Origin of the sequence: Asanoa hainanensis, assembly GCF_900188485.1 — a bacterium.
Lineage (GTDB): Bacteria > Actinomycetota > Actinomycetes > Mycobacteriales > Micromonosporaceae > Asanoa > Asanoa hainanensis.
On record NZ_FZPH01000002.1, the window covers coordinates 531,070 to 545,490 of the forward strand.

Consider the following 14,421-nt stretch of genomic DNA (forward strand, 5'->3'; position numbering starts at 1 on the left):
GCGCCGTGCGGAATGAGGTGGACGCGTGAAGATCACGACGCGGAACGCGACGTTCCAGCAGTGGCTGGCGCTGCTGACCAACCGGAGCAAGCGGCACCGGGCGGGTGAGTTCCTGGTGCAGGGGGTACGCCCGATCAGCCTCGCGGTCGAGCACGGCTGGGAGGTCCGGCAGTTGATCTTCCCGGCCGGGCGCCGGCTCTCCGAGTGGGCGGCGGCGCTACTCGACAAGGTGCCCGAGCCGGTCGAGATGGATCCTTCGCTGCTGGCCGAGCTGGGTGAGAAGGAGGAGGCGGAGCTCGTCGCCGTGGTCGGGCTGCCGCCGGACCGGCTGGACCGGCTGGGCCACCACGTCCCGGACCGGGCGGGCGCGCCGCTCTACGTGGTGTTCGACCGGCCGACCTCGCCCGGCAACCTCGGCACGCTGATCCGGTCGGCGGACGCCTTCGGTGCCGAGGGGCTGATCGTCAGCGGGCACGCGGCCGACCCGTACGACCCGCGGGCGGTGCGGGCCAGCACCGGATCGATCTTCGCGTTGCCGGTGGTGCGGATGGGCGGGGCCGCGGACGTGCTGGACTGGGCGGCGCCCCTGCGGAAGGTCGGCACCGACGAGCGGGCCACGGTCGACGTGGCCGACGCCGACCTGCGCGGGCCGACCCTGCTGCTGGTCGGCAACGAGACGCAGGGGCTGAGCAGCGCCTGGCGGCAGGCCGCCGACGCGATGGTGCGGATCCCGATCGGCGGCGCGGCCTCGTCGCTCAACGCGGCCGCGGCCGCCACGATCGTGCTGTACGAGGCGGCCCGGCAGCGTACCCGCGCGATCCCCTAGCGGACCGCGACCACGGCGGCGTCGGTGCCGCCGCGCCAGGCCAGGCCTACCTCGGTGAAACCCGCCTCGCGCAGAACGGCCTCGTGCCAGGTCGCCGGCGGGGTCCAGTCGTGGTGCTCCGTGCTGGAGAAGATCTTCTTGCGCTCGGCGTACGGCGCCGCCAGGACCTCGTCCCTGCTCACCAGGTCCCACCAGCCCGGCCAGGACGTGGCGGCGCCGGCGGCATAGCGGGCGTTGCGGCGCTCGCGGGCCCGGTCGCGCAGGGTCTTGCTGAGGCCGGGCAGCCCCTCGTCGGGCATGTGGTCGGCGTTGATCACCACGCCGCCGGGCCGGAGCACGTGGGCGATCTCGCCGTAGAGGGCGGCCAGGCGGTCCTCGTCGAGCCAGTGCAGGGCGGTGGCGCTCAACACGGCGTCATAGCCGTCGTGCGGCAGGGCCCCGGTCCAGGCCGGGTCGCGCAGGTCCGTGGTCACGATCGCCGTGCGGTCGTCGAGGCTCGCGCGGGCGATGGTGAGCAGCACCGGGTCGATGTCGACCAGGGTGGTGGTGCCCCGGGGGAAGCGGCGGAGCGTCCGCAGCGAGATCGAACCCGTGCCGCCGGCCAGGTCGAGCACCCGGGGCGCCGGGCCGGCGACGGCCTCGACGATGTCCAGCATCGCGGTGAACCGCTCCTCGCGGTCCGGGAGGAACGCCTCTTGTTGGCGGTCCCAACTCTCCTGCCAGGCCGATGCGTCAAGGTAAGGACTCATATTCGTCACACTAGTTACACGCGTCGCGCGGTGTCCAGCCGGTGTTCGCTCGGAGCGAAAACGCCGCGACACGATCGCGAGATAGCGTCGGTCGGGTGACAGAGAACCTGCCTCGCACGGTCGGGGAGTTGCGGGCCGCCGGCTACACGTATCGGACGGTCAAGGAAGAGCTCCGGGCCAACCTGCTGGAGCGGATGCGCACCGGCCAATCCCGTTTTCCCGGCATCGTCGGCTACGACCAGACGGTGCTGCCCGAGGTCGAGCGGGCCATTCTGGCCGGTCACGACATGGTGCTGCTGGGCGAGCGCGGCCAGGGCAAGACCCGGTTGATCCGGTCGCTGGTGGACCTGCTCGACGAGTGGACCCCGGTGATTCCCGGCTCGGAGCTCAACGAACACCCGCTGCATCCATTGACCCCGTCGTCCCGCCGCGCTGCCGCCGAATCCGGCGACGAGGCACCGGTCGCCTGGCTGCACCGCTCGATGCGCTACGGCGAGAAGCTGGCCACGCCGGACACCAGCGTCGGTGACCTGGTCGGCGACGTCGACCCGATCCGGGTCGCCCAAGGCCGCACCCTCGGTGACCCCGAGACCATCCACTTCGGACTCGTGCCGCGCACCAACCGGGGCATCTTCGCCGTCAACGAGCTGCCCGACCTCGCCGAGCGGATCCAGGTGAGCCTGCTCAACGTGCTGGAGGAGCGGGACATCCAGATCCGCGGCTACCAGCTCCGGCTGCCCCTCGACGTGCTGCTGGTGGCCAGTGCCAACCCCGAGGACTACACCAACCGTGGGCGGATCATCACGCCGCTCAAGGACCGGTTCGGTGCCGAGATCCGCACGCACTACCCGCTGGAGCTCGACCTCGAGCTCGACCTGGTCCGCCAGGAGGCCGCGCTGGTGGCCGCCGTACCCGATCACGTGCTCGAGGTCGTGGTTCGGTTCGCCCGTGCGGTCCGTGAGTCGCCGTCGGTCGACGCCCGGTCCGGTGTCTCCGCGCGGTTCCCGATCGCGGCGGCCGAGACGGTCGCCGCCGCCGCGCTGCGCCGCTCCGGCCTGCTCGGCCTCGGTGCGGACGAGGCGGTGGCCCGGATCGGCGACGCCGAGTCGGTGACCAGCACGCTGCGCGGCAAGGTCGAGTTCGAGAGCGGCGAGGAGGGCCGGGAGATCGAGATCCTCGGCCACCTGCTGCGCACCGCGACCGCCGAGACGTTCCGCGCCCGGCTGGCCGGGCTCGACCTGTCGAGCTTCGTCAACCTGGTCGCCGAGGGCGAGATCGTGGAGACCGGCGAGCTGGTGCCGGCCGACGAGATCCTCCGCCAGGTCGGCACGCTGCCCGGGCTGGCCAAGGTGCTCGACCGGCTGGGTCTGGGCGACGCGCCGACCCGCGGCGAGGCGGCCGCCGGCGTCGAGTTCGTACTCGAGGGGCTGCACCTGACCCGCCGGATGTCCAAGGTCAGCGGCGAGGGACGCACGATGTACGGCAGCCGCGAATGAAGCGCAACCGGTATGGGGCGTGGTCGGGCGGTCCTGATCCGTTGGCACCGCCCTACGACGTGCGCGCGGCCGTCGATGATGTCGGCGCCGAGGTCTTGGAGGGCGGGTCGCTGCGGGAGGCGTTGCGCAACCTGTTGCGGCGCGGTCCCGGCTCCGTCGGTGGCCTCGACGACCTTCAGGCGCGGGCGCGCCGGATGCGCCGGGACGCGATGCGCCGGGGGCAGCTCGACGGGGCGGTGACGCGGGCGCAGCAGCTGCTGGATCAGGCTCTGGCCGCGGAACGGGAGGCGCTGGCTTCGCGGGACGACGACGCGGCTCGCTTCAACGAGGCGGTTCTGGACAATTTGCCCCGGTCGACCGCGCGGGCTGTCGAGGAGCTGTCCGACTACCAGTGGGCCAGCGAAGAGGGTCGGCAGCGTTATCAGGAGATCCTCGACGGGCTGCGGCGTGAGGTGGTCGAGCAGCGGTTCCGTGGCATGCGCGAGTCGCTCCAGGACCCGGCCGCCCAGCAGGCCGTCGCGGAGATGATGCGCGACCTCAACGCCCTGCTCGCCGCACACGCTCGGGGCGAGGACACGACCGACCAGTTCGCGGAGTTCATGCGCCGGCACGGCGACTACTTCCCGGAGCAGCCTTCCACTGTCGACGAGCTGGTCGACGCGTTGGCGCGGCGGGCGGCGGCCGGCGAGCGGCTCATGCGGTCGTTGTCGCCGCAGCAGCGCGACGAGCTGGCCTCCCTGATGCAGCAGGCGTTGGGCAACGGCGACCTGGCCCGCGAGATGGGCGCGCTCAACGACAACCTGCGCGCGCTGCGCCCGGATCTGGCCTGGGACCGCCGGGAGAAGATGCGGGGGGAGGAGCCGCTCGGGTACGGCGAGGCGACCGGTGCGCTGGAGGAGATCGGCGAGCTGGACGACCTGATCGACCAGCTCGGCCAGGAGCATCCGGGCGCGACCCTCGACGACGTCGACGTTGAAGCGGTGTCGCGGGCTCTTGGGCGCTCGGCGGCCGACGACGTGCGCCGGCTGCAGGAGCTCGAGCGCGAGATGCGGCGGCAGGGGTGGGTCACGCGTACCGCCGAGGGTCTGACGTTCTCGCCGAAGGCGTTGCGCCGGCTCGGCGGCACCGCTCTGCGCCGGGTGTTCGCCGACCTCACGGCCGGCCCGCGCGGGCAGCACGACCTGCGCTCCGCCGGCGCGGCGGGGGAGGTGACCGGGGCCTCCCGGGCCTGGGAGTACGGCGACGAGCAGCCGCTGGACGTCGTCCGCACGGTGACGCGGGCGGTGGCCCGGCGCGGCGCGGGCGTACCGGTCTCGCTGGAGGTCGAGGACTTCGAGGTCGTGGAGACCGAGCGCCGCGCCTCGGCTGCGGTGGCGCTCTGCGTCGACCTGTCGTTCTCCATGGTCTCCGAGGGCCGCTGGGGCCCGATGAAGCAGACCGCGCTGGCCCTCTCGCACCTGGTGGCGACCCGGTTCCCGCAGGACGCCCTGCAGATCATCGGTTTCGGCCGCTCGGCGGCGACGCTGTCGCAGGCGGAGCTGGCCGCGATCGAGCCCGACTACGAACAGGGCACCAACCTGCACGACGCGCTCCGCCAGGCGGGCCGGCACCTGCGCAAACACCCCGGCGCCGAGCCGGTCGTACTCGTGGTCACCGACGGCGAGCCGACCGCGCACGTGGACGAGGACGGCTATCCGGTGTTCCGGTGGCCCCCGACCCGAGAAACGATCACGGCGACGGTACGGGAGGTCGACCGGCTGACCCGGTACGGCGCCACCCTCAACCTGTTCATGCTGGGCGAGGACGCCGGACTGCGCCGGTTCGTGGACGCGGTGGCCCGCCGCAGCGGAGGCCGGGTCTTCACCCCGTCGTCCGACGACCTCGGCGCGTACGTCGTCTCGGACTACATCCGCGCCCGCCGCGGCCGCCGGGGGAGCCGGGCGGCTTAGCCGCCGCTGCGGGTCGCCGTGCGGCACGGCTGAGCCGCGCGGTCTGGCACCGCCCTTGGTGGTCGCGAAGCCGGACGGCTCAGCGTGCGCTCCGCGGTCGCGGAGATGCGCGGTTCGCGCTTTGCCGCGCGGCCTGAGCGCTTTGTGACGCGGGCCGCGCGGCTTGGCCCGTGTCCTCTGGTCGCGGAGTCGGGCGGCTTGGCCGCCTTGTAGTCGCGGATCCAGGCTGCGTAACCGCCCCCTGCTGCCGGGGCGGCCTCGCCGCTTAGCCGCCGGCGGTGGTCGGGGGCGGCGAGGCCGGCGCGGTGGCCGGTGGGGTCGCCGGTGGTGGCGGTGCGTCGTCGCTGGCGAAGACGCCGGTCGCGAACAGGATGCCGAGGAGGATTCCGATGGCACCGATCGCCACCGCGCCGATCATCATCGGGTCGCGGGCGGGCGGCGGGGTGCCGGGGCGGCCGCCGCGGGCGGACCGGCCGCCGCCGCTAGCTCCGCCGCCGTAGACCGGGCCGCCGGCCGGAGGTCCGCCGTAGGTCGGGCCTGACCCGCCGTAAGTGGGTCCGCCGCTGGTGGGGCTGCCGTAGGTGGGTCCGCCGCTGGTGGGGGAGCCGTAAGTCGGCCCGCCACTGGTGGGTGTGCCGTAGTTAGGCGCGCCACTGGTGGGGCTGCCGTAGGCGGGCCCGGGGCTGGTCGGGGTGCCGTAGGTGGGTCCGCCGCTCGTGGGGCTGCCGTAGGTCGGGCCGCTGCCCATGGCGCTGTCGTAGACCGGGCCGCCACTGGTCGGGCTGCCGTACGTGGGCCCCGGGCTGCTCGGGGTGCCGTAGGTCGGGCCGCCGCTCGTGGGGCCGCTGCTGGTGGGGCCGCCGTAGACGGCTCCGCCGCTGGTGGGTTCGGGGGCCGCACTGGCCGGCGCGGTCGGGTCGCCGTAGCCGGGGCCGCCGTACACCCGGCCGCCCGGTCGCTCCTGCGGTTGCATGGCAGGCATAGTCGCCTATCGTGGCACTCTCTCGCCAGTGGGATGGCGGAACGTGCGACGGTACGTGGTCGGGGACACACCGATCGCCGCGTGCAGTTGTTGCCGCAACGCCGCTGCCGTGCCGAAGCCGGCGTGCCGGGCCACCTGGTCGACGGCCAGCACCGTGGTCTCCAGGAGCCGCCGCGCGTGGTCGGTGCGCTGCTGCAACAGCCAGCGGGCCGGGCTCAACCCGGTCTCCTCGCGGAACCGCCGGGTGAACGTCCGCACACTCATGTTGGCGTGCGCGGCCATCGCGGCCAGCGTCACCGGCTCGTCGAGCCGTTGGAGCGTCCAGGAGCGGGTCGCCGCCGTGGACGCCGCGCCGTCGCCGGCCGGCAGCGGCCGTTCGATGAACTGCGCCTGGCCGCCGTCGCGCCAGGGCGGCACCACGCAGCGCCGGGCGGCGGTGTTGGCCACTGCCGAGCCGTGGTCCCGGCGGATCACGTGCAGGCAGAGGTCGATCCCGGCGGCCACCCCGGCCGAGGTGAGGATGTCGCCGTCGTCGACGAACAGCACGTCCGGGTCCAGGTCGACGGCGGGGTGGAAACGGCGGAACCGATCCGCGTACGCCCAATGCGTGGTGGCCTTGCGTCCGTCGAGCAAGCCGGCGGCGGCCAGCACGAACGAGCCGGTGCAGATCGACATGACCCGGGCACCGCGGGCGTGGGCCGCCCGGAGCGCGTCGGTGATCTCGGGATCCAGGGTGCCGGACGTCAGCGCCGGCCCGTCATGGATGCCGGGCACGATCACCGTGTCGGCCGTCTCGGTCAGCGCCAGGTCGTGGTCGGGGTGCACGGTGTAGCCGGCGGTGCAGCGGACCGGCCGCCCACCCGCGGTGCACATGCCCACCTCGTAGAAGTGCTGGCCGGCGTCGTCGCGGGCGGTGCCGAAGACCTGCGCGGGGGTGCCGAGGTCGAGGCCGACCACGTGGTCGACGGCGAGGACGGCGATGCGATGGGTCATGGCCGAATTATTGCGCATGATGGCTGTCGGGCCACTCGCGGAGCGTACCCGGGATCGCTCATGCTCTTTCTCGTGCGCCGTCTCGTTCATCCTGCCTGGCTCGTGGCCGCCGTCGCCTTCGTCGCGTTGATCGGCGCGGCCGGGTTCCGGGCCACGCCCAGCGTCATGCTCCACCCGCTGCACGAGGAGTTCGGCTGGCAGCTGGCGACGATCTCCGCCGCCGTGTCGGTCAACCTGCTGCTCTTCGGCCTCACCGCGCCGTTCGCGGCCGCGCTGATGGACCGGTTCGGCATCCGCCGGGTGGTCGCGGCCGCGCTGGTGCTGGTCTCGCTGGGCAGCGGGCTGACGGTGTTCATGCGCACCAGTTTCGAGCTGATCCTGCTCTGGGGCGTGCTGGTCGGCGTCGGCACGGGCTCGATGGCGCTGGCGTTCGTGGCCACGGTCACCGGCCGTTGGTTCGTCAAGCGCCGGGGCCTGGTCACCGGCGTGCTCACCGCCGGCGGTGCGACCGGCCAGTTGATCTTTCTGCCGGTCCTCGCGTACCTGATCGAGCAGTCGAGCTGGCGTACCGCCTCGCTGGTGGTCGCCGGCGCCGCGCTGACCGTCGTACCCCTGGTGCTGTGGCTGTTGCGTGACCACCCGAGCGACCTCGGGCTGCCCGCCTACGGCGCGACCGAGGTCGTGCCGCCGGTGCCGGCCGGCGGCGCCGCCCGGCGCGCGCTCGGTGCGCTGCGCGACGCGTCCCGGACCCGCGCGTTCTGGCTGCTCGCCGGGGGCTTCGCGATCTGTGGCGCGACCACCAACGGCCTCGTCGGTACCCACTTCATCCCGGCGGCGCACGACCACGGCATGACCGAGACGACCGCCGCGTCGCTGCTCGCGCTGGTCGGCCTGTTCGACATCGCCGGCACGATCGCCTCGGGTTGGCTGACCGACCGGTTCGACAGCCGGATCCTGCTCGGCGCCTACTACGCGCTGCGCGGCGGCTCGCTGCTGCTGCTGCCGGCGCTGTTCGGCGACGTCGTGCGCCCGTCGATGGTGGTGTTCATCCTGTTCTACGGGCTGGACTGGGTCGCGACGGTGCCGCCGACGGTGGCGCTGTGCCGCGAGTACTTCGGCGATCGCGGCGCCGTCGTGTTCGGCTGGGTGTTCGCGTCACACCAGATCGGCGCCGCGGTGGCGGCGTCGGCGGCGGGCATCGTGCGCGACCAGCTCGGCAACTACGACCTGGCCTGGTACGTGGCCGGGCTGCTGGCCATCGGCGCCGCAGGGCTGTCGCTGATGCTGTTCCGCCGCCGGGGCGCCGTGGCTTTCGCTCCCGCTATGGCTGGAGCACCCGGATCCGTTCCACGGTGACCAGCGCCTGAAGCCGGCCGAGCGGCGTGCCGTCGCGGGCCAGCTGCTGGCCTTCGAGCCAGACCTCGCCGTCGTAGAAGCCCGACAGGTCGTCGCGCACCTTTTCCACGCGGAGGAACAAGGTGTGCGGTGAACCGGTGAACTTCCAGGTGCCCGGCGGGCATTCGATCACATTGCCAGCGTCGATCATGATTGCCCCCGGCCCGCCGGTGGATTTCGCCGCTTCCGACTGGTCATGTGTTGAATGTTGGGCTTGAGCCTTCCCAAACGCAATGTTGCGGAGCAGAATTCCGCCCACGCGGTACGAAGACGCAATGATCTGCTGGTGTCCACTACGGAATCGCTGTGTCGGGGAGGAACGAACATGCCGACCGAAGACCACGGTTCGACCGTTCCACGCCGGCAACTCGGCCGATATCTGAGAAGGGCTCGCGAAGAGGCCCAGGTCACGGTCAAAGCGGCGGCGGACGCATTGGAATGGTCGACGCCCCGAATCTGGCGCATCGAAAACGGAACAGTAGGCATGCGCGCCCTCGACGTCAAGGCGATGTGCGAGCTTTACGGTGCGTCCGACGATCTGACGACAGCGCTGGTGGCGCTCGCCCGCGAAACCAAATCGAAGGGCTGGTGGCAGTCGTACGGGGACGCACTGCCGAGTTGGTTCGAGTTGTACGTCGGCCTGGAGTCGGCGGCGAGCCGGATTCGCTATCTGCAGACCGACATCGTGCCGGGCCTTTTGCAGACGAAGGCCTATACGCGTGAGGTGATCGCCCTGGACCATCCGGAGTTGGGGCCGGAGGAGCAGGAAAAGCGGTTGGCGGTCCGGATGGAGCGGCAGAACCTGCTGGTCCGGCGCGTGCCCGCGGCGCCGTCGCTGGAGGTCATCCTGAGCGAGGCGGTGTTGCGTCGCCCGATCCAGGACCGCGAGGCGATGGTCGGGCAGATTCGGTATCTCGCCGAGGCGAATGAGCGGCCAAATGTCACCGTGCGTTATCTGCCGCTCTCCGTCGGTCTACACCATTGGGCATCGACGGGCGGTTTCGCCATTCTCGACTTCCCCGAACAACGCGGCCGCGATCCCGAGCCACCAACGGTCTACAGCGACGGCCCGACCGGCGCTCTCTACCTCGACAAGACCCGAGAGGTGGATATGTACGAGTCAATCTGGCGAAGCGCTTCCGAGCGAGCGTACGACCGTGCACAATCGACTCGCGCAATCCGGGCGCTCTCGGAGGAGTTGTACAATGAGTGACGAAGCAGTCACCTGGACGAAGTCGACTTATAGCGGTGCCAACGGCGGATGCGTCGAATGGGCAACGCTGGACAGCGAGATCGGCGTCCGCGACTCGAAAGACAAGACCGGCCCCGTCCTAACCTTCAGCCGCACGGCCTGGCAGTCCTTCGTGGACGCCACCAGCCGCGGCGACTACAGGCCGGACGCGTAACGCACGTCGGCCGACCGCACGGCACGCACGAGACCCGCGAGATACTCGCGGGTCTCGTCGTCCGTCGAGTAGATCAACGTGCCCCGCTCGCTCTTGGCGTTCCAGGGCCGCCAGGTCCTGGTCCATGAGGGGTGACGCTAGTCGAGCCGCCAGGTGTCGCTTTCGGTGGCGACCAGAAGGCGGACGTTCGCGGCCGCGCAGATCTCGTGCCAGGCCCGGTCTTCGAGCTTCGTGACCAGCAGGTACGCCTGGGTGCGGCCGTCGGCGTCGAGGCGGTGCCGGTAGTCGAGGATCTGGCCGAGACCCAGCCGCAGCCGGTCGGTCTCGCTCGGACCCAGCGTGGTGCGGGCCTCCACGACGTGCAACCGGCCGTCCGGGGTGCGCCAGGCCAGGTCGGCCCGGGGGCGGGTGGGCTGGAACGGCTTGATGTCGATGTCGTTGAGCTTGGTCATCAGCAGGACGAGCAGGCGGTCGCGCTCGTCCCGGGCGGCCTCGTGCGCTTCCGCGCCGGCGGCCTGCCACTCCGGGAACGCTCCTAGCGCCTCGCGGCTCCCGTACCCGTGCGTCTCGTCCAGGGCTGGAATGGCCAGGTCCGCCGGGTCGGGCAGGGACAGCGCCTCGGCCGCGGCCCAGGCTTCCTCGGCCAGTTCCGGGTCGTAGCTCTTCTGCCACGCGAACTGGCCGGTGGCGACCAGGCGGGCGTTCATCAGCCGGATCGCCTCGCCGACCGCGGGCTGGTCGAGGAACCACAGCAGGCCGTCGATGTCGGGGCAGTGGTAGACGGTCGCGTCCTCGGCGAACGTGCGCAGCCCGTCGGTGCGCCGGGTGATGCCGAACTTGTTGAGGTCCTCGGCGCGCAGCGAGCCCTCGGCGAGAGCCCGGCTGACCGGGGTGTCGGCCATCCGGAAGATGGTGGTGATCCGGCCGTCGTCGAAGTAGCTGATTTCGGCCGCCCAGCACATGCCGACGGTCAGCCGGAACCAGCGTTCGGCGCCATTCGCGTACGGGGTGAGCAGCCAGTGCTGACCCGCGGACTCGGCGGCGGCCGGGATCGTGGTGCGGATGATGATGCCGGCGATGCCGAGGGCGACCTCGCGCAGGCTCTTCGCGTCGGCGTCGTTGATCGCCCGGATCAGGCCCGGCAGCCGTGGTCCCGCGGACGGGAGTGCGCCGAACGGCTGCGGTTCGCCATCGGCCCGGACCACCCAGTCGGCCAGGGCCTCGCGAGTCATGTAGGACCAGAAGCCGGACGTACGGTTCGCGAACTCGGCCGCCAGCGACTGGCTGTTCATGACGCTCCAGAGGGGAAGACACGGGAAATGCGATAATTGCAGGCAGGAGCCCGGTGTCTCCACTTTGTCCTTCCTTTGAGGGACAGGCCCGTTTTCACCTGTCCGGGGGTCAGCGCGGCCAGACGCCGAAGCTGAAAGGGCCCGCGCACAACACGTGTGCGACGCTCGTCACACAGTTCGGGGACGTGGTCCAGTCCTCGGAACGACCGATCACGCGGGTACGCGCCGTGCGCGCGTCGAACAGCCCGATGAGCTGTTGGCGCGGGCCGTCGTACCGCCAGACCAGAAGTTCCGAACCGTCGATGACGCCGAGCGGCCGCCACGGCGCCGGGTTCGCGCGGACCTGGCCGTTGCGGGGATCGAGGACCACCGCGCCTGGTCCGTCGAAGCCCACGAATGTCTCCGCGACGAACATGTGCTGGTCGTCGACCGGCACCGACACGTAACGCTCGCCGACCTTCCAGGCCTGCCGGCCGGTCAGCCGGTCCAGCGCGACCGTGCCCCGGTCGTTGAGGTGGCAGACGTAGCGGCCGCAGTCGCCGAACCCGGAGAAGATCCCGATGAGGGGGATGGGCCGACGCCAGAGCCGCCGGCCGTCACCCGCGTCGTACGCGGAGATCATGTTCTCGTCGTCGACAACGATCGCGGTATTGCCGGCGACGGTGGCGCTGACCGTCGCCGCGGTGGTCTGCCGCGGCACCTCGGCGACGATCTTGCCGCTGTTCAGGTCGCGTATCCGGAGCCGGTCCGCCACCACCTCGACCTGGTCGGAGTGCAACGGCCCGGCCACGCCGGCGACCACCGCGGTCGGCTCCATCTCGACCGTCCAGAGTGGGGTGCCGTCGGCGACCGCCAGCCCGCGCAGCGGTATCGCGTCACCGTCCATGGGCCCGTTGACGACGAGCACGTCGCCGGTGCGGCCGACGAAGCGGGTCTGCCGTTGCCAGCGGACCGCGCCGGTCGCGGCGTCGAGCACCTCCACCGTGGGGCGCTGACCGACGTCGACGGTGGCGATGCCGAGCCGGTCACCCGCGAGGACGAAGAGCGACGCGAGGCCGACGACCCGCCGCGACCAGAGCTGCGTGCCGTCGCTGAGCCGGTAGGCGCGCACCGTGTTGTTGCCGGAGACGTAGGCGCGGCCGCTGTCCAGCGCCATCGCCTCGGCCGTACCTGCCCGCACGAAGACGGGTTCGAGGGAGTCGGGCCGCACGACGCCGGCGAAGTAGACGGTCGCGGCGACGGCGCACCCCACGGCGGCGGCCGCGGCCACCCGGGTGCGCGTGCGCCAGGGGCGTGGTTCGGGCGGCTGCCAGTCGGTGTCGCGCTCGATCTCGATGACGCGCGCGTGCCGACCGGCCGGGCCGGTGCCCGCCGCCGGCCGGTTGCCGACCTCGCCCCTGCTGGTCATCGCATCATTGCGCCCCTGCTGTAGTGAAGCGCGGGGAACGACGAGGGTCCATGAGCCGAACGGCGGACGTTAAAACTCCCGCACCGCGGCGCCGATGCCCGCCGCGGTCGGGAGTCTTGACCGTCTCCCACCGATGCAGCCCGCGAGCGGTACATCGACAGGGACCTGGTTAGGAAGTCGACTGCCCGGTGAATGGATGCGCCAAACCTCGTTCGCGCCATTAATCGAACGGGTATGGATGGGGCATGGAGCACTTCACGATAGCCGCGGTGGCCGACCAGAGCCCCGACTTCCGCCGGGTACTGGCCACGGGCAAGCACACACAGCTCGTCATCATGACCATCCCGCCGAACGGGGAGATCGGTGAGGAGGTGCACGAGACCACCGACCAGCTGTTGACCTTCGTCAGCGGCGTGGGCGAGGCGCGGGTGGCCGGCGAGAAGAAGGCAGTCAACCCCGGCGATCTGGTCTTCGTGCCCGCCGGCACCAAGCACAACTTCGTCAACACCGGCCCCAACCCCTTGGTGCTCTACACGGTGTACGGCCCACCGGAGCACGCCGCGGACGCGATCCATCGGACGAAGGAGGAGGCCGACCGGCTGGAGGAAAGCGGCCAGGACGAACCACCGGCGTAGGCGTTCAGCTTCGCTAGCTGGCCGTCGGCGGTCATTTCGAGTCGACGGTCCCTGGTGTCGACGGTTTAGCGGCGGTCGGCGGTCATCCGCGCCGGCGGCCGTGGCTCGCCGGCCGCGGTAGTCGGCGTCGCCGGTCGTGGCTCGCGGGCCGCGGTAGTCGGCGTCGGCGGTCTCTAGCCGGTGTCGACGCGTAGCCAGTCGTTGGTGCGGCGGCCTGGTGTGTAGCCGGCGTTTAAGCGTTTGGCGATGACACCGGGCAGGCCCTGTTCCTGGGCGGCGGCGAGGGCGAACTCGCCGCCGCCGTGGAAGGTCGGGGGCGTCTGCCAGGCCGGGCCGGACAGCGCCAGGCCGTCGAGCAGTTCGCGCCGCTGGGCGTACGGCAGGTCGGTCGTGTGCCGTCCCTCCAGCCAGAGCAGGTCGTAGACGAGGTAGCTGACGACCAGCCCCGGCGGTGGTCGGCGTCCGTTGACGGTCTTCGGGGCAGGTCGGACCCGGCCCTGCCGGTCGAACGCGACGATCTCACCGTCGAGCACCGCCTCGGTGGGTGCCAGGGCCGCCCCGAGCTCGCGGACCGCCGGGTAGCTGGCACTGATGTCCTGGTCGGAGATCGAGGTGAGGCGCACCCGCCCACCGGAGACGTAGGCGACCGCGCGCGTGCCGTCCCACCACATCTCGAAGGCCCAGTCGTCGTCAGGTGTGGGAAGCGCGTCGGCGGGAGTCGGCCGGGAGGGCCGGACCAGGTCGGGCAACGGCTCCCACGCGTCGGCCGGCGGCGACATGCGGCGGATCATCCACTCTTCGCGCTTGCCGGGCTCGGGCCGCGCGGTGCGGAACAGCACGTAGCGCCCCGACGCCCGCTGGCCGCGCAGCGTGAACATGACCTCGTCCGGCTTCCACTTCTCCGTCTCGTACGTGCCGGTGTCGAACACCGTCATCCGCCCACCGCCGTACTCGCCGGCCGGGATGTCGCCGTGGAAGTCGAGGTACTCCATCGGGTGGTCTTCGGTGTGCACGGCGAGGTGGTTGCGCACCTGGTCGCGAGGTAACCCGCGGGGCACGGCCCAGGACACCAGCACGCCGTCGCGCTCGAGCCGCAGATCCCAGTGCAGCGCCCGAGCATGGTGCTGCTGGATGACGAACCGGTTGCCCGGACCCGACTGCCGTGGTGCTTTCGCCGGCACGGGTTCAGGGGTGCGTCCCGCATCACGCTTGCGCCGGTATTCGTCCAGCCGGTCGGCCATGGTCATATTGTCGGGGATGACCCGGCGCCGCGCATCGCCGCGGACGGCA

Annotated in this window: 14 protein-coding genes; 7 read left to right on the forward strand and 7 right to left on the reverse strand. The window is 71.6% G+C overall.

The genetic code is table 11. The features are described from left to right. Positions 1-25: 25 nt before the first annotated feature. Positions 26-826 (forward strand): TrmH family RNA methyltransferase, encoded by an 801-nt coding sequence (locus CHC05_RS06325; RefSeq protein WP_089245621.1) that lies wholly within the window; start codon positions 26-28, stop codon positions 824-826. Here the strand turns inward: CHC05_RS06325 and CHC05_RS06330 are convergent. Further along, positions 823-1,575 (reverse strand): class I SAM-dependent methyltransferase, encoded by a 753-nt coding sequence (locus tag CHC05_RS06330; protein ID WP_089245623.1) that lies wholly within the window; start codon positions 1,573-1,575, stop codon positions 823-825. The genes CHC05_RS06325 and CHC05_RS06330 overlap by 4 nt on opposite strands. Before the next feature lie 95 nt (positions 1,576-1,670). Between CHC05_RS06330 and CHC05_RS06335 the strand changes: the two genes are divergently transcribed. Beyond that, complete coding sequence (locus tag CHC05_RS06335) at positions 1,671-3,071, forward strand: sigma 54-interacting transcriptional regulator (RefSeq protein ID WP_089245625.1); 1,401 nt, start codon at positions 1,671-1,673, stop codon at positions 3,069-3,071. Further along, positions 3,068-5,020 carry a VWA domain-containing protein gene (locus CHC05_RS06340; protein WP_089245627.1) on the forward strand — a complete coding sequence of 651 codons (1,953 nt, stop codon included), beginning with the start codon at positions 3,068-3,070 and terminating at the stop codon, positions 5,018-5,020. The genes CHC05_RS06335 and CHC05_RS06340 overlap by 4 nt, the downstream gene beginning before the upstream one ends. A gap of 265 nt (positions 5,021-5,285) precedes the next feature. Here the strand turns inward: CHC05_RS06340 and CHC05_RS42995 are convergent, their stop codons facing one another. Then, on the reverse strand, positions 5,286-5,993 hold the full coding sequence (locus CHC05_RS42995; protein ID WP_089245629.1) for a hypothetical protein: 708 nt from the start codon (positions 5,991-5,993) through the stop codon (positions 5,286-5,288). 15 nt (positions 5,994-6,008) lie between these two features. After that, positions 6,009-7,013: a GlxA family transcriptional regulator gene (locus CHC05_RS06350; protein ID WP_089245631.1), complete on the reverse strand. Its 1,005-nt coding sequence runs from the start codon at positions 7,011-7,013 to the stop codon at positions 6,009-6,011. 54 nt (positions 7,014-7,067) lie between these two features. Between CHC05_RS06350 and CHC05_RS06355 the strand changes: the two genes are divergently transcribed. Next, positions 7,068-8,351: an MFS transporter gene (locus tag CHC05_RS06355; protein WP_425426709.1), complete on the forward strand. Its 1,284-nt coding sequence runs from the start codon at positions 7,068-7,070 to the stop codon at positions 8,349-8,351. On the opposite strand, the gene CHC05_RS40555 is transcribed toward CHC05_RS06355, so the two are convergent. Then, positions 8,317-8,649: a hypothetical protein gene (locus CHC05_RS40555; protein WP_144022496.1), complete on the reverse strand. Its 333-nt coding sequence runs from the start codon at positions 8,647-8,649 to the stop codon at positions 8,317-8,319. The genes CHC05_RS06355 and CHC05_RS40555 overlap by 35 nt on opposite strands. A gap of 66 nt (positions 8,650-8,715) precedes the next feature. On the opposite strand from CHC05_RS40555, the gene CHC05_RS06365 reads away from it, so the two are divergent. Together CHC05_RS06365 and CHC05_RS06370 are read left to right on the forward strand one after the other, a co-directional pair. Next, the gene (locus tag CHC05_RS06365; RefSeq protein ID WP_089245637.1) at positions 8,716-9,603 is read left to right on the forward strand and encodes a helix-turn-helix domain-containing protein; all 888 of its coding nucleotides are present in this window, start codon (positions 8,716-8,718) and stop codon (positions 9,601-9,603) included. Then, the gene (locus tag CHC05_RS06370; RefSeq protein ID WP_089245639.1) at positions 9,596-9,796 is read left to right on the forward strand and encodes a DUF397 domain-containing protein; all 201 of its coding nucleotides are present in this window, start codon (positions 9,596-9,598) and stop codon (positions 9,794-9,796) included. The genes CHC05_RS06365 and CHC05_RS06370 overlap by 8 nt, the downstream gene beginning before the upstream one ends. 137 nt (positions 9,797-9,933) lie before the next feature. Here CHC05_RS06370 and CHC05_RS06375 read toward each other — a convergent pair whose 3' ends face one another. Further along, the gene (locus tag CHC05_RS06375) at positions 9,934-11,088 is read right to left on the reverse strand and encodes a hypothetical protein (protein ID WP_089245641.1); all 1,155 of its coding nucleotides are present in this window, start codon (positions 11,086-11,088) and stop codon (positions 9,934-9,936) included. A gap of 109 nt (positions 11,089-11,197) precedes the next feature. Continuing rightward, positions 11,198-12,496 (reverse strand): outer membrane protein assembly factor BamB family protein, encoded by a 1,299-nt coding sequence (locus tag CHC05_RS06380; protein WP_089245643.1) that lies wholly within the window; start codon positions 12,494-12,496, stop codon positions 11,198-11,200. Between the two features lie 245 nt (positions 12,497-12,741). Here CHC05_RS06380 and CHC05_RS06385 point away from each other — a divergent pair, with 245 nt between their 5' ends. Then, complete coding sequence (locus tag CHC05_RS06385; RefSeq protein WP_089245645.1) at positions 12,742-13,131, forward strand: cupin domain-containing protein; 390 nt, start codon at positions 12,742-12,744, stop codon at positions 13,129-13,131. A gap of 173 nt (positions 13,132-13,304) precedes the next feature. On the opposite strand, the gene CHC05_RS06390 is transcribed toward CHC05_RS06385, so the two are convergent. After that, on the reverse strand, positions 13,305-14,372 hold the full coding sequence (locus CHC05_RS06390; protein ID WP_089246156.1) for a DNA polymerase ligase N-terminal domain-containing protein: 1,068 nt from the start codon (positions 14,370-14,372) through the stop codon (positions 13,305-13,307). Positions 14,373-14,421: the final 49 nt, after the last annotated feature.

Excerpts from the sequence above, each read along its gene's own strand:
- CHC05_RS06330 (WP_089245623.1), bottom strand. The coding sequence starts at position 1,575 with ATGAGTCCTTACCTTGACGCATCGGCCTGGCAGGAGAGTTGGGACCGC.
- CHC05_RS06340 (WP_089245627.1), top strand. The coding sequence starts at position 3,068 with ATGAAGCGCAACCGGTATGGGGCGTGGTCGGGCGGTCCTGATCCGTTG.
- CHC05_RS42995 (WP_089245629.1), bottom strand. The coding sequence starts at position 5,993 with ATGCAACCGCAGGAGCGACCGGGCGGCCGGGTGTACGGCGGCCCCGGC.
- CHC05_RS06350 (WP_089245631.1), bottom strand. The coding sequence starts at position 7,013 with ATGCGCAATAATTCGGCCATGACCCATCGCATCGCCGTCCTCGCCGTC.
- CHC05_RS06365 (WP_089245637.1), top strand. The coding sequence starts at position 8,716 with ATGCCGACCGAAGACCACGGTTCGACCGTTCCACGCCGGCAACTCGGC.
- CHC05_RS06370 (WP_089245639.1), top strand. The coding sequence starts at position 9,596 with ATGAGTGACGAAGCAGTCACCTGGACGAAGTCGACTTATAGCGGTGCC.
- CHC05_RS06375 (WP_089245641.1), bottom strand. The coding sequence starts at position 11,088 with ATGAACAGCCAGTCGCTGGCGGCCGAGTTCGCGAACCGTACGTCCGGC.
- CHC05_RS06380 (WP_089245643.1), bottom strand. The coding sequence starts at position 12,496 with ATGACCAGCAGGGGCGAGGTCGGCAACCGGCCGGCGGCGGGCACCGGC.
- CHC05_RS06385 (WP_089245645.1), top strand. The coding sequence starts at position 12,742 with ATGGAGCACTTCACGATAGCCGCGGTGGCCGACCAGAGCCCCGACTTC.
- CHC05_RS06390 (WP_089246156.1), bottom strand. The coding sequence starts at position 14,372 with ATGGCCGACCGGCTGGACGAATACCGGCGCAAGCGTGATGCGGGACGC.